18 protein-coding genes are annotated in these 15,341 nt (G+C 74.3%); 10 read left to right on the top strand and 8 right to left on the bottom strand.

Annotated elements, in window-relative coordinates:
• The first annotated feature begins 106 nt into the window (after window positions 1-106).
• Complete coding sequence (locus AUV08_RS08725; protein ID WP_084786012.1) at window positions 107-1,138, top strand: DMT family transporter; 1,032 nt, start codon at window positions 107-109, stop codon at window positions 1,136-1,138.
• Window positions 1,139-1,177: 39 nt separating this feature from the next.
• On the opposite strand, the gene AUV08_RS08720 is transcribed toward AUV08_RS08725, so the two are convergent.
• Window positions 1,178-2,413, bottom strand: coding sequence for an MFS transporter (locus AUV08_RS08720; RefSeq protein ID WP_036318039.1), 1,236 nt, complete (start codon window positions 2,411-2,413; stop codon window positions 1,178-1,180).
• A 24-nt stretch (window positions 2,414-2,437) separates the two neighbouring features.
• On the opposite strand from AUV08_RS08720, the gene AUV08_RS08715 reads away from it, so the two are divergent.
• Window positions 2,438-2,947 carry a MarR family winged helix-turn-helix transcriptional regulator gene (locus AUV08_RS08715; protein ID WP_036318042.1) on the top strand — a complete coding sequence of 170 codons (510 nt, stop codon included), beginning with the start codon at window positions 2,438-2,440 and terminating at the stop codon, window positions 2,945-2,947.
• A 15-nt stretch (window positions 2,948-2,962) separates the two neighbouring features.
• Here AUV08_RS08715 and AUV08_RS08710 read toward each other — a convergent pair whose 3' ends face one another.
• Complete coding sequence (locus AUV08_RS08710; RefSeq protein WP_036318045.1) at window positions 2,963-3,781, bottom strand: spermidine synthase; 819 nt, start codon at window positions 3,779-3,781, stop codon at window positions 2,963-2,965.
• A 35-nt stretch (window positions 3,782-3,816) separates the two neighbouring features.
• Between AUV08_RS08710 and AUV08_RS08705 the strand changes: the two genes are divergently transcribed.
• Complete coding sequence (locus AUV08_RS08705; protein WP_020624868.1) at window positions 3,817-4,071, top strand: glutaredoxin domain-containing protein; 255 nt, start codon at window positions 3,817-3,819, stop codon at window positions 4,069-4,071.
• 71 nt (window positions 4,072-4,142) lie between these two features.
• Entirely contained in the window at window positions 4,143-4,622 is a 480-nt protein-coding gene (locus AUV08_RS08700) for an SRPBCC family protein (protein WP_051995337.1), read from the top strand.
• Window positions 4,623-4,783: 161 nt separating this feature from the next.
• Here the strand turns inward: AUV08_RS08700 and AUV08_RS08695 are convergent, their stop codons facing one another.
• Together AUV08_RS08695 and AUV08_RS08690 are read right to left on the bottom strand one after the other, a co-directional pair.
• Window positions 4,784-6,082 carry an acyl-CoA desaturase gene (locus AUV08_RS08695; protein ID WP_061873189.1) on the bottom strand — a complete coding sequence of 433 codons (1,299 nt, stop codon included), beginning with the start codon at window positions 6,080-6,082 and terminating at the stop codon, window positions 4,784-4,786.
• A 67-nt stretch (window positions 6,083-6,149) separates the two neighbouring features.
• Window positions 6,150-7,202 (bottom strand): ferredoxin reductase, encoded by a 1,053-nt coding sequence (locus AUV08_RS08690; RefSeq protein WP_036314533.1) that lies wholly within the window; start codon window positions 7,200-7,202, stop codon window positions 6,150-6,152.
• A gap of 86 nt (window positions 7,203-7,288) precedes the next feature.
• Between AUV08_RS08690 and AUV08_RS08685 the strand changes: the two genes are divergently transcribed.
• The 4 genes from AUV08_RS08685 (at window position 7,289) to AUV08_RS08670 (ending at window position 10,702) form a co-directional block, all read left to right on the top strand.
• Window positions 7,289-8,527 (top strand): CdaR family transcriptional regulator, encoded by a 1,239-nt coding sequence (locus tag AUV08_RS08685; RefSeq protein WP_036314531.1) that lies wholly within the window; start codon window positions 7,289-7,291, stop codon window positions 8,525-8,527.
• Window positions 8,528-8,626: 99 nt separating this feature from the next.
• Window positions 8,627-8,971: a hypothetical protein gene (locus AUV08_RS08680; protein ID WP_010079880.1), complete on the top strand. Its 345-nt coding sequence runs from the start codon at window positions 8,627-8,629 to the stop codon at window positions 8,969-8,971.
• 267 nt (window positions 8,972-9,238) lie between these two features.
• A complete protein-coding gene (locus AUV08_RS08675; RefSeq protein WP_036314529.1) occupies window positions 9,239-10,354 on the top strand; it encodes a type I restriction endonuclease in 1,116 nt (371 codons plus the stop codon).
• A 135-nt stretch (window positions 10,355-10,489) separates the two neighbouring features.
• Entirely contained in the window at window positions 10,490-10,702 is a 213-nt protein-coding gene (locus tag AUV08_RS08670) for a hypothetical protein (RefSeq protein ID WP_010079881.1), read from the top strand.
• A 35-nt stretch (window positions 10,703-10,737) separates the two neighbouring features.
• Here the strand turns inward: AUV08_RS08670 and AUV08_RS08665 are convergent, their stop codons facing one another.
• A complete protein-coding gene (locus tag AUV08_RS08665) occupies window positions 10,738-11,283 on the bottom strand; it encodes a GNAT family N-acetyltransferase (protein WP_020624710.1) in 546 nt (181 codons plus the stop codon).
• A gap of 72 nt (window positions 11,284-11,355) precedes the next feature.
• Between AUV08_RS08665 and AUV08_RS08660 the strand changes: the two genes are divergently transcribed.
• A complete protein-coding gene (locus AUV08_RS08660) occupies window positions 11,356-11,865 on the top strand; it encodes a GNAT family N-acetyltransferase (RefSeq protein ID WP_044659331.1) in 510 nt (169 codons plus the stop codon).
• On the opposite strand, the gene AUV08_RS08655 is transcribed toward AUV08_RS08660, so the two are convergent.
• Complete coding sequence (locus AUV08_RS08655) at window positions 11,855-12,544, bottom strand: M23 family metallopeptidase (RefSeq protein WP_020624712.1); 690 nt, start codon at window positions 12,542-12,544, stop codon at window positions 11,855-11,857. The genes AUV08_RS08660 and AUV08_RS08655 overlap by 11 nt on opposite strands.
• A gap of 12 nt (window positions 12,545-12,556) precedes the next feature.
• A complete protein-coding gene (locus AUV08_RS08650; protein ID WP_041104118.1) occupies window positions 12,557-13,813 on the bottom strand; it encodes an NAD(P)/FAD-dependent oxidoreductase in 1,257 nt (418 codons plus the stop codon).
• 73 nt (window positions 13,814-13,886) lie between these two features.
• Here AUV08_RS08650 and AUV08_RS08645 point away from each other — a divergent pair, with 73 nt between their 5' ends.
• Complete coding sequence (locus AUV08_RS08645; protein WP_041104117.1) at window positions 13,887-14,654, top strand: sulfite exporter TauE/SafE family protein; 768 nt, start codon at window positions 13,887-13,889, stop codon at window positions 14,652-14,654.
• 21 nt (window positions 14,655-14,675) lie between these two features.
• On the opposite strand, the gene AUV08_RS08640 is transcribed toward AUV08_RS08645, so the two are convergent.
• Entirely contained in the window at window positions 14,676-15,284 is a 609-nt protein-coding gene (locus AUV08_RS08640; protein ID WP_020624715.1) for a TetR/AcrR family transcriptional regulator, read from the bottom strand.
• Window positions 15,285-15,341: the final 57 nt, after the last annotated feature.

The following is a 15,341-nucleotide window of genomic DNA, read 5'->3' as shown; positions in this document are numbered from 1 at the left end:
TTGAGGAACTTCCATCCTGCGGGAGAGGTCCGCTCGTCTCATCTCAGCCCGGCACCCATGTCAAGAACCTCATGCCCCACAACACCTAGAGGTGTACAACGGGGGGATGCCACCCGAACCCTCTGCCCCGTCCGCCGAGCGCGGACCCGCCCGCCCCCACCCGGCCGACGTCGCCGCCCGCCCGGACGCCCCCTCCCCGCGGGCGACCGCCCTGCTGTTCGCGCTCGCGGTGGCCGCCGGCTCCGTGATGCCGCTGCAGGGCCGCATCAACTCCCGCCTCGCCCACCTGACGGGCGACCCCGTCCTCGCCGCGCTGTGCTCCTTCGCGGCGGGCCTGGTCGTCATGGTGCTCGTGAGCGTGCTGACGCCGCGGGGCCGCCGGGGCCTGGCCCGCATCCGCCCGGCCCTCGCCGCGGGGTCCGTGCGCCCGTGGTACGCGGTGGCGGGCGTGATCGGCGGACTCCTGGTGCTCACCCAGTCCGCGACGATCGGCCCCCTCGGCGTGGCCGTGTTCACGGTCGCCGTGGTCACCGGGCAGGTGGTCGGCGGGATGGTCGTGGACCGGCTCGGGCTCAGCCCCGCCGGGGTGCAGCGCCTGACGCCGCGGCGCCTCACGGGGGCGGCGCTCGCCCTGGCCGCGGTCGCCCTCGTGGTGTGGCCCAAGCTCGGCGAGGCCGGCGGCGGGCCCGGCTGGGCGCTGCTGGCCCTGCTGCCCCTGCTGGCCGGCCTGGCCACCGCCGGACAGCAGGTGTTCAACGCCCGTCAGGCCACGGCCTACGGCACCGCCATCCCGGCGACCCTGGTCAACTTCACCGCCGGCGTCCTCTTCCTCGGGATCGTGTGGGGCGGGATCGTCCTGGCCTCCGGCCACGGCATGCCCGCGCTGCCGCACGACTGGCGGCTCTACTTCGGCGGCCCGCTGGGGTGCGTATTCATCGGGGTGGGCGCCATGGTCGTCCCGCGCCTGGGCGTCTTCGCCGCCACCCTCGGCCTGGTCTCGGGCAACCTCCTGGGCTCCCTCATGGTGGACCTGGTGGCCCCCACCGACGGATCCACGGTCACCACGACGACGGTGCTGGGCACCCTGGGCGCCCTCGCCGCCGTCACGCTTGCGTCCTGGCCGGCGCGGCGCCGGTAGCGCCGCCCGCGGCGACAGCCCGCGGTCACCGCGCGGGACTCAGGCGCGGGCCACGGTCCCCCGCCGCCCGTGCCGGCGACCGTGCATCACGAAGTAGTACCCGGCGGCGATCACCAGCACACCCGCCAGGGCCGCGTACATGGCGCCGTAGCCGGCGGAGGCCACGAGTCCGCCGAGGAGCACGGGGCCCAGGCCCAGCCCCACGTCCGCGAACAGCATGAGGGTGGAGATGCCGGCGCCGAGCTGGTGGGAGGGCACCGCGTTCACGGCGATCGCCTGGGCCGCGGGCATGAGCGTGCCGTAGCCGAGGCCGCTCAGCGCCCCGGCCAGCACCACCTGCCAGTCGCGCGTGGCGAAGGCCAGCACCAGGAGCGCGGCCGTGAAGCAGAGGAGTGCGGGGTAGACGACGGCGTCGTCCCCCCGGCGGTCCTGCAGGGTGCCCAGGGTGAGGCGCATGACGAGCATCGCCGCGGCGTAGGCCAGGAAGAAGAGGCCGGCGCCGGCCGTGAGCCCGCGCTCCACCGAGTAGGCGTTCAGGTAGGTGAGGATCCCGGCGTAGCTCAGGCCCACCAGCAGCATGAAGCCACTGATCGGCAGCACCGCCGGGTGCAGCACGGAGCGCAGGCGGAAGCCCACCGCGGGGGCGGGGTGCTCCAGGGGGACCTCGCCGGCGGCGCGCTCGCCGTCGACGCCCGCCGCGGCGGGCGCCTCGCGCACCAGCAGGCCCAGCACGAGGCTGACCACCGTGATCCCCAGAGTCGCCCGGAACAGCCACACGTAGCCGATGGAGCCGGCGAGGAAGAGCCCCAGGGCGGGGCCGATCGCGGTGGCCAGGGTGGTGCCCAGCGCGAGGTGGCCGGTGGCCTCCGCGCGTCGCCCGTCGGGGATGGCCGCCTGGGCCAGGGCCATGACGGCGGTGCTGGCGAAGGCGTAGCTGGCACCGTGGAGCATGCGCACCGCCACCAGGGCCGGCAGCGAGGAGGCGACGAGGTAGAGCGTGCAGGACAGCGCGACGGCGACCAGGGCCACCACCAGGACGCGGCGCTTGCCGAAGCGGTCCACCACGTGGCCGGTGACCACGCGGCTGAGGGTGGCGCCGATGACGAAGGCGCTCGAGGCCAGCCCCGCCCCGGCGTCCGAGGCGGCGAACTGCCGGACCGCGTACACGGCCATGGTGGTGACGAGGGCGTAGAACGCGAGGAACTGGAGGAAGGAGACCACCCAGGCGAGGACGAAGGTGGGGGAGGCGATGCGTTCCTGCTCGGCGATTTGCATGATGCAAAAGGTAGCATCGTTTGCATGATGCAATCATCTGAGGGGGCGTGGGTCGACCCGGTCGAAGGGATCATGTACGAGCACATGCTCCTGCTGCGGGTGGCCACGCAGGGGGTGGCCCCCTACGGCCGGTCGAGCGCGCTGGAGCGCAGCGCCACCGTGCTGCTCGCCCGCCTGGAGGCGGGCGGGGCCATGAGCATCGCCGAGCTGGCCGAGGCCTTCGACCTCGACGTCTCCACCGTCCACCGGCAGGTGGCCGCCGCCATGAAGGCCGGCCTCGTCGAGCGGGTGGTGGACCCCGACGGCGGCTCCGCCCGGCTGCACCGTCCCACGGAGGAGGGACGCGCCCGCCTCGCCGCGGAGCTGAGCTCCCGCGCGGACAACGTGGCGCAGATCGTCTCCTCCTGGCCCGCCGAGGACGTCGTCGAGTTCAGCAGGCTCCTGCGGCGTTTCAACGAGGGGGCGGAGGAGCGCCGGGGCCACCCGTGGCCCCGACCGCAGACGGGCCCCGGTGCGGAGGACCCCCGGCTCTGAGCACCGCGCCCGCCCTCAGGCGCGACGGATGCGGTCGGCCAGCGCGGCCGACTCCGCCGGGTCCAGCACGGCCGCCGGATGCGGCCCCGCCGCGGCGAGGCGCTCCGTGCAGCCGGCCTCTCCCAGCGGCGCCCCCGCGGCCAGCACGACGTTGCCCCAGTCCAGGCGCTCCAGCATCCCCTGGTCCGCGAGCGTCCACGGGCCGGGCACCCCGGCCTCGGCGGCCGCCTCCTCGAGGGCGCCCAGCTCGGCGCCCAGGAAGCGCAGGCCGGCGTCGTCGCCGATGTTCACCAGCAGCACCCCGCCCGCCGTCAGCAGCTCGAGCAGCTCCCCGTAGAACACGGCGCCGCGCAGGTGCTCGGCGCCCTCCTCGCCGGTGCCGATGTCCAGCACGACGGCGTCGAACCGCTCCCCGTCCAGCGCGAGGTCGACGGCGGCCAGGCGCGCGTCCGCGACCACGGAGACGAGGTCCGTGCCCGCCGGCAGGGGCAGCTCGGCGAGCACGAAGGACACGAGCTCCCGGTCCAGGTCGACCACCGTCTGCTCCGAGCCGGGCCGGGTCGCCTGGAGGTAGCGCGGCAGGGTCAGCGCGCCCGCGCCGAGGTGCAGGACCCGCACCGGCGCGCCCGCCGGAGCGACGCCGTCGAGCACGTGGGCCATGCGGCGCAGGTACTCGTAGCGAATGCGCAAGGGGTCGGCCAGGTCCACGTGGGACTGGACGGCCCCGCCGATCTCCAGGACGAACCCGCCGAACTCGTCGGGGGCGATGCGGGCGTCCACGCCCGACGTGGACAGGTGGACGGTGCGGCCGGAGGGGGAGGGCTGGGCGGGCATGCCCCCAGCATCCCACCCCTCAGTACGCTGGACGGATGAGTCAGAACGTCCTCACCGTCTACGGCGCCGACTGGTGCCGCGACTGCCTGCGCACCAAGCGCCAGCTCGACGAGCTCGGCGTCGCCTACGACTACGTGGACCTCGTCGCCGACCCGGCCCAGGCCGATGCCGCCGAGCGGATCTCCGGCCGGAAGAACATCCCCGTGGTCGTGTTCCCCGACGGCGACCACCAGGTGGAGCCGACCAACGAGGAGACCGCGGCCAAGCTCACCGCGCTGGGCCTGATCTGAGGTCGGGCCGCCCCCGGCGCGAGCCCCGCCGGCGCTCTCGGTGGGCGCGCACCGGGGTCTACGCTCTCCCCATGGAGCACATCGACGAGACCGCCCTGCCCGCCCCCGAGGACCGCGTCGTGTCCGCGACCCGTCACGTCGACGCGCCGGCCGGCGTCGTCTTCGAGCTGATCGCGGACCCGGCCCGCCAGCCCGAGTGGGACGGCAACGACAACCTGGCCGAGGCCGCCCCCGGGCAGCGGGTGACCGCCGTCGGGGACGTGTTCGTCATGACCCTGCAGAAGGGCGTGGACCGCGCGAACCACGTGGTCGAGTTCGAGGAGGGCCGTCGCATCGCCTGGAAGCCCTCCGAGGTCGGCGGGGAGCCGTTCGGCCAGCTGTGGCGGTGGGAGGTCGACGGCGACGACGACGGCGGCTGCCGCGTCACCCACACCTATGACTGGACGCGGCTCGCCGACCCGAAGCGCATCCAGAAGGCGCTGCGGACCGGCGAAGAGCAGCTCCGCGCGTCGATCGACCGGCTCGCGGAGCTGGCCGAGCGCCAGGGCTGACCGGCCTGCCTCGGCTCATACGGAATCCGTTGCGGTTCTGACCCTTCTGACGGCCGAACCGGCGGCCAGAAGGGTCAGATCCGCAGAAGATCCGGCCCCGGCCCCGGCCCCGGCCCGGGCGCGGGACGGTGCCGACGTGGTCTGCCCCGTCGTGCGCCGCTTCACGGCAGCGCCAGCCGGAACACCTTCTTCCACGCGGAGCCCACCTGCCGCAGCAGCGGGCCGGTCGTGTACGGCAGGCCGTAGCGGGCGCAGATCTCGCGGACCCTGGGCGCCACCTCGGCGTACCGGCTGGACGGCAGGTCCGGGAACAGGTGGTGCTCCACCTGGTGGGAGAGGTTGCCGGTCATGAAGTGCATCAGCTTCGAACCGGAGATGTTCGCGGAGCCGATCATCTGCCGCACGTACCAGTCGCCGCGGGTCTCGCCGTCCACCATCTCCTCGGAGAACGTCTCCGCACCCTCCGGAAAGTGCCCGCAGAAGATGACCGCGTGCGCCCAGATGTTGCGCAGGCCGTTGGCCAGCAGCGTGCCCGCGAGCGTGGCCTTGCCCGAGCCCGTCAGCACCTCGGCGACGGCCGGCGTGGCCACGTAGTCCTTGGCGAACTGCCGGGCCGCCTTGACGCCCACGGAGCGCAGATCCGTCATCAGCTCCTCGCGGGACTTCTCGCCGCTCTGCACGCGGTCCAGCTCGAGGTCGTAGAGGGCGATGCCCCACTCGAAGATCGGCGCCAGCCCCGCATTGATCACGGGGTTGAGCAGGTGGCGGGGCCGCCACGGCTCGGACTCGTCCATGCGCAGGACGTTGTAGCCCACGTCGCGGTCCTTGCCCACCACGTTGGTCCAGCGGTGGTGCAGGTCGTTGTGGGTGTTCTGCCACGCCCGCGACGGCGTCACGAAGTCCCACTCCCACGTGGTGGAGTGGATGTCCGGGTCGCGCATCCAGTCCCACTGGCCGTGGAGCACGTTGTGCCCGATCTCCATGTTCTCCACGATCTTCGCGACCGTGAGCATGGCTGTGCCCGCCACGAACGCGGCGGGGTGGCGTGCGTTGAGCAGGAGGGCGCGGCCGCCGAGCTCGAGCCGGCGCTGCCAGCGGATGACGCGGCGGATGTAGGCCGCATCGGAGGCGCCGCGGCGGGCGAGCACGTCGTCGCGGATCGCGTCCAGCTCACGGCCCAGCTCGGCCACCTGCGCGTCCGTCAGGTGGGCGGCGCCGGGCGGGCGCACCGCCGGGCTCCCGACGACGCCCGGCAGCCCCGGCGTCGTGGCGGCGGCGGTGGAGCGGGACGTGGCGGCACGGGACTCGGCGGTGTGGGGAGCCCAGCTCGTGGTGTCGGGGCGGTCCTGCGGCAGGACCCGGGCGGCGCGGCCGCGCACGGTGGTGCCGGGGATGGCCAGGGCCAGATCGTCCGGGGCGGTGGCGCCGGTGCGGTCGGGGGCGGTGGGGGTCTGGGTCATGTGATGCTCCTGGGGGCGGGAGGCGGGGATGGTCAGGGAGGCCCGGGTCGCGGGCCGGGCGTCAGGTTCACAGGCCGAGGCTCAGCGGGCCGGCGGCGGCGCTCACGCAGGTCTGGATCAGTTCGCCGGGCTCGCCGTGCACCTGTCCGGTCCGCAGGTCCGTGACCTGGCCCGAGCGCAGCGGCGTGAGGCATGCGTGGCAGATGCCCATGCGGCAGCCGGCGGGCGCGGCGACGCCGGCGTCCTCGGCCACCACGAGCAGCGGCACGTCGCCGGGGGCGTCCACCTCGACGTCGGCGTGCTCGAACACCACGCGGCCGCCGGCCCCCGCCACGCCCGGGGCGAAGTCGGCCTGGAACCGCTCGATGGTGAGGTCCGCGGCCGCCTCGCGCCGCCACAGGGCCTCGGCGTCGTCGAGGAACCCGGCCGGCCCGCACGCGTAGGCGGCCCGCTCGCGCCAGTCGGGGCAGAGGCCCTCGAGCTGCGCGGGGGAGGAGAGGTCGAGGCGGCCCGCCTCCGCGGTGTGGTGGTGCACCACGCGCAGGCCCGGGAACTGGTCGGCCAGCTCGGCCAGCTCCTCGCGGAACAGGGCGTCCTCGGGGGTGCGGGAGGAGTGGATGAGCACCACGTCGGCATCCCGGCGCGTCGGCACGAGCGTGCGGATCATGGACATCACCGGGGTCAGGCCTGAGCCGGCGGTGAGCATGAGCAGCGGGCGCGGCTCGTCCGGCAGGGTGAAGTCGCCCTCGGGGATGTCGAGGAAGAGGACGTCGCCGGGCTTCGTGTGGCGCACGAGCGTGCCGGAGACGAGGCCGATGTCGGACACCGTGATCTCCGGGTCCGCGCCCGCGGGGGCGGAGAGCGAGTAGGAGCGCCACTGCCGCACCCCGTCCACGTCGACGCCGATGCGTGCCCACTGGCCGGCGTCGTGGGCCCGCCAACCCGGTCCGGGACGGAACGCGATGGTGACGGCGCCGGGCGTCGCGCGGGCGACGGAGGTGACCACCCCGCGCAGCTGGCGGGAGGAGTGCACGGGGTCGAACAGGCCGAGGACGTCCTGCGGTGTGAGCGGGTGCAGGAGCGTCGTGACCAGGCGGGTGAGCAGGAAGGGGCCGGGCATGCCCCCACGCTATGGCGCAGCGCGCCATGATTCTTCATGTCGGACGTACGATCGACCCGCAGGATTCATCGTGAGGAGACAAGATCATGGCCTCAACCCCCGCCCCGACGCGCGGCACCGACTGGCACCCGCCGTGGCTGTCCCTGCCTTCGGACCTCCCCGGCCGGCTGGCCCCCGCGATCCCGGCCATCATGCAGCGCATCATCGAGACGGTGCCGGAGCAGATCCCGGCGTACGTGAGCGCCCGGGACGGCCGCTACGGCGAGAACCTGACGCGCGGGGTGACCGCGGCGCTCGAGCAGCTGATGAGCCTGCCAGGCACCGCCCGTCCCGCGCTCAGCCCCGAGACGCGGGCGCTCATGGCCTACCTGGGCGCGGGGGAGTTCCGGGAGGGCCGCACGATGGACGCCCTGCTCGGCGCTTACCGGGCCTCCGCACGGATCGTGTTCCGGGACCTGTCCGCCGAATGCGCCCACCTCGGCATGGGCATGTCCGTGGTGATCGACCTCGGCGAGTCCATCTGGGCCTACATCGACGAGCTCTCCTCGGTCAGCGCCCAGGCGTACGCGGAGGCGCAGTCCGCCCAGGCGGGCGTGCTCGAGCTGCACCGCGCCGCCCTCGCCACCGCCCTGGTCCGGGGCGGGACCGAGGAGAAGGAGGTGCAACGGCTGGCCGCGCTCGCGGACTGGCGGCTGCCGCGCCGGCTGGCGGTGGTGGTGCTGCCCGCGGACGCCGGCGTCGCCGTCCGGGAGAGGCTGGGCCGGGCCGGGCTCGTGGTGGAGCGGGACTCGGAGGTGGTCGCCGTGATCGACGCGACGCCCTCCCAGGGCCGCCGCGAGCGCATGCTGCGCCTGCTGGCGGGGACGGCCGCCGTCGTCGGGCCGGCCGTGGACTGGCCGCTCGTGCCCCACTCCTACCGGGTGGCCCGCACGCTGGCCGTCCAGGAGGCGGCGGGCCGGACGGCGGAGCCCGCGCAGGGGGAGGACGACGACGGCGCCCCGTCCCCGATCCTCGCCGCGGACCACCTGGCGCGCGTGGTGCTGGGGGCCGAGCCGCGCGTCGTGACGCAGCTGGCCGAACGCGTGCTGGCGCCCCTGGACGAGGTGAGCGAGGCGAAGCGGGCGGTGCTGGAGGAGACCCTGCTCGCCTGGCTCACGCACTGGGGCCAGCGGGCGCCGATCGCCGCGGAGCTCGGCGTGCACCCCCAGACCGTGGGGTACCGGGTGGGCCGGCTGCGCGAGCTGTTCGGGGAGGCCCTCGAGGACCCCGACGCGCGGTTCGACCTGGAGATCGTGCTGCGGGCGCGGCGGGACGGGGTCGGGTGAGCGGGGCGGCAGGGGGTGCCGTCTGACGGGGGCCTTCACTAGCGTGGGTGGACCACGCATCCCGACGAGGGACCCCGACGAGAGAAGAGGGACAGTGCCATGACGAACGCCCCGAACCGCGACGAGCTCCCCCTGCCGGACTACGACCACATCCCCAACGGCACGCTGCCGACCCGGATCACCGGCCTCGACGAGTCGCAGGTGGAGCAGCTGCTCGCCTACGAGCGCGCCCACGGCGACCGCCTGCCCGTGGTGCAGGTCCTCGAGACGCGGCTCGAGGCGCTGCGCTCCGGCGCCCAGCCCTCCGGCGATCAGGTGCCGGACACCCCGGAGGTCGGCGGCTCCCGCACCGGCTCGCCCGTGACCCCGGAGACGAGCGGCCCGCCCGTGGAGCCCCTGAGCCGCGGCATCCCGGCCGACCCGCAGCACCCCGGCAACCGCTGAGCCGGCCGGGCGTCGCCTGACAGGGCGGCCCCCCGCGGAACGCGGCCACGACGCCCCGTCTCCTTCCTGTGAGAGGCGACGCGTCGTGGCCGCCTCGCGTTCCGGGCGATCCCGCGGTCCGGCCACGGAGCGCCTGCGAGGGTCCCCGTAGCGTGTTTGTGAGCTGGGTTATATTTCGACACAGCTGCGGCGGGCCTTCGGGCGCTGACGTGCGAGGCTGCCGGATTCCCGGCTGTCCGGCTCCTACTCACGGATGGGTGAAACGGCATGACTGAATTCGAGGACAAGCTTGCGCAAGTGGCTCGGCGAGCCCGCGACTACGCAAGCTCCCTGGACACGGAAGAGGCGACGAAGAACGCGCTCGTCATGCCATTCATCTCGCAGGTGTTGGGCTACGACGTGTTCGATCCCCAGGAGGTCGTCCCGGAGTTCGTCGCAGATCTGGGCCTGAAGAAGGGGGAGAAGATCGACTACGCCATCATGCGGGAGGGGAAGGTCAACATCCTCGTGGAGGCCAAGAAGGTCGGCTCGGAGCTGTCCCTGGCGCACGCGAGCCAGCTGGTGCGCTACTTCCACACCAGTGAAGCGCGGATCGGCGTGCTCACCAACGGGCGGGTGTGGAACTTCTACACGGACCTCGACAAGGCCAACATCCTCGACGAGCGTCCGTTCCTCGTCCTCGATCTTCTGGACATCGACCCGGTCACCGTGCCGAAGCTCGAGCAGCTGGCGAAGGGATCCTTCGATCTCGACTCGGTCATCGCCGCAGCCGAGGAGCTGAAGTACGTATCGGCCATCAAGCGCGAGATTTCTGCCGAGATGGCTGCGCCGAGCGATGAGTTGGTGAAGGTCCTCGCCAAGCGCGTGTACTCCGGGTACATGAACGCCAAGGCGGTGGAGACCTTCACCCGGCTCACCGAGGAGGCTGCGCGCCAGTACATCAACGATCGCGTCAACGCGCGGCTGAAGACTGCCCTGGGCGACCAGGTCGCTCCGGTACTGGCGGCTCCCGCTGAGCCCGTGGCCACCGGCGATCAGACGGTCCTGTCCGACGAGGAGAACGGTCAGGAGGGCCAGCTCAAGCCGGGCGTGGTGACGACCGAAGAGGAGATCGAGGGTTTCCGCATCATCAAGGCGATTCTCGCCGGAATCGTGCCGATGAACCGCGTCTACATGCGCGACGCAGCCTCGTACTGCAGCGTCATCCTGGACGACAACAATCGGAAGCCGATCGCGCGCCTTCACTTCGACGGGAAGGTGAAATATCTGGTGCTGTTCGATGCGGACAAGAACAGGACGCGGGCCGACCTCGAGAACTTGGAGGACATCTACGAATCCGCCGAGGCACTGCGGAGCGTCGTCAGCTCCTACGTCGGGGCCTGAGCGGACTCTGACCCGCCTACTGACCGGATCCGGCCCGCGGGCGGGCAGGACTGTGCCCCGCCGCCGTCGATGCGCCACCCTGGTGCGCACGCCCCGGTGGGACAGACCCGCCGGGCGCCGACCCGAGAGGACGTCATGACCCATCACGAGCGCGACGACCGCCAGGCCCTGGCCGCCGGCGAGACCTACCTGATCCACGTGCTGGAGACCTCCGACCCGCCCGGCAACCCGGACCACTACCGGATCACGGACGCGGTCGAGGCCCACCACGCGTCCACCGGCTCCTACGACGTCGAGGCCGGCGGCCTGGACGCCGCCCGCGAGCTGCTCGCCCGCCACGCCAAGTGAGCGACCGGGGCTGAGACGTCCGGCCGGGCCGCGCCTCACGCGCCCGGCCGGAGCCTCATCCCCAGCACGGTGCGCGCCTCGAGCCCCAGAGCCGCGCGGGCCTCGGGCGCGCCGGTGCGGTCCTCGCCCACCACGGTCATCCCGATCCGCTCGGCCACCCGGCGCGAGGCCGTGTTCTCCGGGTGGATGATCGCCACGAGCTCGTGGTGCCCCAGCACGTCCCGGGCGTGGTCCCGGCAGGCGGCGGCCGCTTCGGTGGCGTAGCCGCGCCCCCACAGGTCGGCCCGCACGTGGTAGCCGACCTCCAGGCGAGGCTCCCCGTTGACCTCCTGCCACGTCAGGCCGCAGTCGCCCACGAAGCCGGGCCCGCCGTCGTCGTGGGTCTCGATGATCCACAGCCCGTGCCCGTCCTGCGCGTACCGGCGCCGGTTGCCCGCGATCCACGCCGCCGCCTCCGCGCGCGTGCGCGGGGCGGGGTAGAAGCGCATCACCACGGGATCGGCGAGGAGGCCGGCCAGGTGGTCGAGGTCGGCGTCGGCCATCTCGCGGAAGCGCAGACGGGCGGTGGGGGCGGGCGGCATGCGCCCAGGCTAGCGGCGGGCGGATGCGCCCCGCCTCTTGTCTGCGCGGGGCCGGGCTGGTCGACTGTGCCCATGCCGCATTCCCTCTCCCTGCGCCCGTTGCGGGTGGATGACGCCGAGGCCATGGCCGCGGTCCTCGCCGACCCGGACCTGTACACGTACACCGGCGGGACGCCGCCGGGCGAGGAGGAGCTGCGGCAGCGGTACGCGATCCTCGCGCGCGGTCGCTCCGAGGACGGCGCGGAGGACTGGGCCAACTGGATCGTGGTGCTGGAGCCGGAGGGCCGGCCGGTCGGCTACGTCCAGGCCACCATCCCCGTGGACGGGGGACCCACGCAGATCGCCTGGCTGATCGGCACGCCGTGGCAGGGCCGCGGGCTGGCGAAGGAGGCCGCCGGCCTCCTCAAGGGCGAGCTGCGGGACCGGGGGGTGCGGCGCCTCGTGGCGGATGTCCACCCCGAGCACACGGCCTCCCAGCGGGTCGCCCAGGCGATCGGCCTGGCGCCGACGGACGAGGTCGTGGACGGGGAGGTCCGCTGGGCCGGGTCCGTGGACGACGGCGGCGGCCCGGTCACCGGCTGAGGCCGCGGCGCCGCTCCGGGTAGGAGCCGCCGAGCTCCACGCCCCGCTCGGCCAGGTAGGCCTCCGGGTCCACCGGCTCGCCGTCCACGCGCAGCTCCAGGTGCAGGTGCACGCCGGTGGCGGCGCCGGTCTGCCCGACGCCGGCCAGGTGGTCCCCGGCGGAGACGCGCTGGCCCGCGTCCACCACGGTGGAGTCCGGGGCGGCGTGCAGGTAGCGCCACACGTGGCCGTCCCCGGCGTCCACGGCGAGCAGGTTGCCGCCCGCGTCCCCGCCGGCCTCCACGAACAGGACTCGGCCGTCGGACACCGAGTGGAAGGGCGTGCCCTCCGGCACCCCGCCGAGGTCCACGCCGTCGTGGCGGGTCAGGGCCTCCTCGGACACCCCCGAGGGCACCACGCCCTCGCCGAACGGGTTGGGGCGGGGCCCGAAGCGGGAGGTCACGCGGCCCTGCACGGGCTCGGCGTACCCCTGCGTGTTCACCGTGGGCGGGGCGGGGGTGAAGCCGCCGTTCCAGCGCCGCCGCTCGGCGCCCGCGCCGGCGTCGTCCCGGCCGGCCGGACCGAACGCGAGGACCAGCGCCAGGACGGTCGCGATCAGGGCCAGCGCCCCCACTGCGGCCAGCACGCCCCCGGCCACACCGCTGCCCGGGGAGCCGGCGCCGGGGGTCGGGGTGGTCATCCCCTCAGTCTGTCATGCAGGGTCGGGACGGCCCCGGCCTTCGCCCACGGCATCCCGGCCCGCCACCAGCTCCCGCCCGCGCTCGTAGTCCTCGTCCGCGTTGTAGGTCAGCACGCCCACCACGCGGTCCTGCGCGTCCATGTACCAGAGAGTGAACCCGCCGGTGCGCTCCACCATGCGGGCCTGCTCGTGGCCGTCGCCCCACGCGGCGTGCTTGAGCGTGTGCTCGCCGATGGTGCTCCAGAACCCGGGCACGGCCTCCCACCGCCGCAGGGACTCCGGGTCCGCCGTCGCCGCGTGGGCCAGCACGGAGGCCTGGCCGGCGCCGCCCGGCACGCCGACCTCGGTGCGGGCCGCGTTGTGCCCGGCGACCTCGCCCATGCCGAGGGCGTCGCCCCAGTGCTCCACGGGGATCGGCCGGCCGGCCACGGCGTGGTGGGCGCGGGCCACGTCCCCGGCCACCCACACGCCCGGCGCCGCCGCCAGGTGCTCGTCCGCCACGATCCGCCCCTCGTGCATGGTCAGCTCGGAGTCCTCGAGCCACCCGCCCCCCGGCTCGACCCCCACCGCGGCGAGGATCAGGTCCGGGGCGAGCGTGGCGCCGTCGTCGAGGTGGACGGTGCGCGGGGCGCGCACCTGCCCCACCCGCACGCCGGTGCGCAGCTCGACGCCGGCGCCGATCAGCCACTGCGCGATCCGATCGCCCGCCTCGCGGCCGAGCCGCTTCTGCTGCGGCACCTCGTCCGGGGTGACCAGCGTGGTGGCCACCCCGCGCAGGGCCAGGGAGGCGGCCGCCTCGCAGCCGATGAACCCCGAGCCGATCACGACGGCGGAGCGCGCGTGCCCGGCGGAGGCCACCAGGCGGCGGGCGTGGTCGAGAGAGCGCAGCAGGTGCACCTCGGCGTCGTCGTCCGCGACGGGCAGGGGCTTCGGGTGCGCGCCGAGGGCGAGGATCAGGCGCTCGAAGCGGACCGGCTCCTCGCCGACCCGCAGCGTCCGGGCACCCAGGTCCGCGTGGGTGACGGTCACGCCCCGGCGCAGCTCGACGGCGTCCGGCAGGTCCTCCAGCACCGTCGGCTCCGGTTCGGCGGTGCCGCGCAGGAGCTCCTTGGACAGCGGCGGACGCTCGTACGGGTGGTCCACGTCCGAGGTGAGCATGAGGACGGGGCCGGGTCCCCCGGCGTCGACGTAGGCGCGGGCGGCGCTGACGCCGGCGGGGCCGCTGCCCACGATCACGAGCGGGAACGGGGTGGAGCTGTGCTGGGCCATGCGGCCAGCATGCGCACCCGTCACGGGCGGAAGCCAGGGCCGACGGACACCCCGGCTCCGGCATACTGCCCGCATGGACCCCTCCCTGGTGTGGCTGCCGGCCGTCGTCGCGCTGGCCGCGATCACCGTGGGCGGCACGCTCCAGCGGGTGAGCGGCATGGGCGTCGGCATGATCGCCGCACCCACGCTGTCCCTGCTCCTGGGCCCGGTGGCGGGGGTGACGCTGTCCAACGTGGCCGCCTCGGTGTCCGCGGTGCTGCTGTTCGCGGTGCTCCACAGGCACGTGGACTGGCCGCGCTTCGTCCGCCTCGCACCCCTGCTCGTGGCCGGCTCGTTCGCGGGGGCGTGGGCCGTGCGGGTCCTGGACGCCCACGCCCTCGAGATCCTCCTGGGGTCCTCCGTGCTGGTGGCCGTGGCCGCCGTCCTGGGCCTGCAGCAGCGCTTCACCGCCCAGGGGAACGGGGCCGTGTTCGCCTCCGGCGCCGTGGCCGGGTTCATGAACACCACCGCGGGCATCGCCGGGCCGGCGCTCGCGGTCTACGCGGTGGCGAGCCGGTGGGACCAGCGCTCGTGGGCGGCCACCCTCCAGCCCGTGTTCCTGCTGGCCAATCTCACCTCGCTGGTCACCAAGTCGCTGTTCGGCGCGGCCGTGCCCGCGGGGCTGCACGTGCCGTGGCCGGTGTGGGTCGCCGTGGTGGTGGGCGGCCCGCTGGGTGTCCTGCCCGGTTCGGTGGTGGCCCGCCGGGTGGACCCCGCGAAGGCGCGCGTCCTCGCGATCTGCCTGGCCGGCGTCGGGGGCACGCTGGCGCTGGTGCGCGGTGTGGCCGGCACCCTGGGCTGAGGCGGGGCCGGCGCGCAGGCGTCAGGGCAGGAGGGAGCGCACGGCCGCGGCCAGCGTGTCCCGCACGTCGTCCACCGTCAGGTCCTCCGGGGCCAGGTGCCGCTCGACCGACAGCGTGTGCACGAGCATCAGGAGCATGGCCGCAGTGTGCGTGACCTGCTCGTCCGGGACGTCGGCCAGCACGCGGTGCTCGCGCAGCAGGCCGGCCAGGAAGTCCCGCCGCCGGACGGTCAGCGTCCGGTAGGCTCTCCCCACGGCGGGCTCGCGCAGGCCCACGGCCTGGAACTCGTGGAGGAGCAGGGGCCAGGAGCCCGTGGTCTCGAGCACGACGTCGGCCAGGGCCTCCGCCACGCGGGCCACCAGGTCCTCGCGCGGCAGGTCGGGGTCGTCCAGGGCGTCGGCGACGCCGTCCATGGCTCGGGTGGTCGCCCGCTCGAACTGGACGGTGCAGGCGGCGGCGAAGAGGTCCGGCTTCCCCGCGAAACCGGAATAGACGGCGCCCTTCGTGTAGCCGGCCTCCGCCGCGATGCGGGCGAGGGAGGAGCGCGCGTAACCCTCCCGTCCGAACACCCGAGCCGCGTGGTCGAGGATGGCCGCGCGGACATCCTCGCGGCGGGGTCGGGTCGCCATGTTGCCCTCTCGATGCCGATGGTATTGAATACCGATGGTATTGAATCCGCCTCGACT

This window comes from Micrococcus sp. CH7 (genome assembly GCF_001595485.1).
GTDB classification, from domain to species: domain Bacteria; phylum Actinomycetota; class Actinomycetes; order Actinomycetales; family Micrococcaceae; genus Micrococcus; species Micrococcus luteus.
The sequence above is the reverse complement of the archived record's forward strand: the minus strand, read 5'-3'. Positions and strand labels throughout refer to the sequence as shown.

Excerpts from the sequence above, each read along its gene's own strand:
- AUV08_RS08725 (WP_084786012.1), top strand. The coding sequence starts at position 107 with ATGCCACCCGAACCCTCTGCCCCGTCCGCCGAGCGCGGACCCGCCCGC.
- AUV08_RS08720 (WP_036318039.1), bottom strand. The coding sequence starts at position 2,413 with ATGCAAATCGCCGAGCAGGAACGCATCGCCTCCCCCACCTTCGTCCTC.
- AUV08_RS08715 (WP_036318042.1), top strand. The coding sequence starts at position 2,438 with ATGATGCAATCATCTGAGGGGGCGTGGGTCGACCCGGTCGAAGGGATC.
- AUV08_RS08710 (WP_036318045.1), bottom strand. The coding sequence starts at position 3,781 with ATGCCCGCCCAGCCCTCCCCCTCCGGCCGCACCGTCCACCTGTCCACG.
- AUV08_RS08705 (WP_020624868.1), top strand. The coding sequence starts at position 3,817 with ATGAGTCAGAACGTCCTCACCGTCTACGGCGCCGACTGGTGCCGCGAC.
- AUV08_RS08700 (WP_051995337.1), top strand. The coding sequence starts at position 4,143 with ATGGAGCACATCGACGAGACCGCCCTGCCCGCCCCCGAGGACCGCGTC.
- AUV08_RS08695 (WP_061873189.1), bottom strand. The coding sequence starts at position 6,082 with ATGACCCAGACCCCCACCGCCCCCGACCGCACCGGCGCCACCGCCCCG.
- AUV08_RS08690 (WP_036314533.1), bottom strand. The coding sequence starts at position 7,202 with ATGCCCGGCCCCTTCCTGCTCACCCGCCTGGTCACGACGCTCCTGCAC.
- AUV08_RS08685 (WP_036314531.1), top strand. The coding sequence starts at position 7,289 with ATGGCCTCAACCCCCGCCCCGACGCGCGGCACCGACTGGCACCCGCCG.
- AUV08_RS08680 (WP_010079880.1), top strand. The coding sequence starts at position 8,627 with ATGACGAACGCCCCGAACCGCGACGAGCTCCCCCTGCCGGACTACGAC.
- AUV08_RS08675 (WP_036314529.1), top strand. The coding sequence starts at position 9,239 with ATGACTGAATTCGAGGACAAGCTTGCGCAAGTGGCTCGGCGAGCCCGC.
- AUV08_RS08670 (WP_010079881.1), top strand. The coding sequence starts at position 10,490 with ATGACCCATCACGAGCGCGACGACCGCCAGGCCCTGGCCGCCGGCGAG.
- AUV08_RS08665 (WP_020624710.1), bottom strand. The coding sequence starts at position 11,283 with ATGCCGCCCGCCCCCACCGCCCGTCTGCGCTTCCGCGAGATGGCCGAC.
- AUV08_RS08660 (WP_044659331.1), top strand. The coding sequence starts at position 11,356 with ATGCCGCATTCCCTCTCCCTGCGCCCGTTGCGGGTGGATGACGCCGAG.
- AUV08_RS08655 (WP_020624712.1), bottom strand. The coding sequence starts at position 12,544 with ATGACCACCCCGACCCCCGGCGCCGGCTCCCCGGGCAGCGGTGTGGCC.
- AUV08_RS08650 (WP_041104118.1), bottom strand. The coding sequence starts at position 13,813 with ATGGCCCAGCACAGCTCCACCCCGTTCCCGCTCGTGATCGTGGGCAGC.
- AUV08_RS08645 (WP_041104117.1), top strand. The coding sequence starts at position 13,887 with ATGGACCCCTCCCTGGTGTGGCTGCCGGCCGTCGTCGCGCTGGCCGCG.
- AUV08_RS08640 (WP_020624715.1), bottom strand. The coding sequence starts at position 15,284 with ATGGCGACCCGACCCCGCCGCGAGGATGTCCGCGCGGCCATCCTCGAC.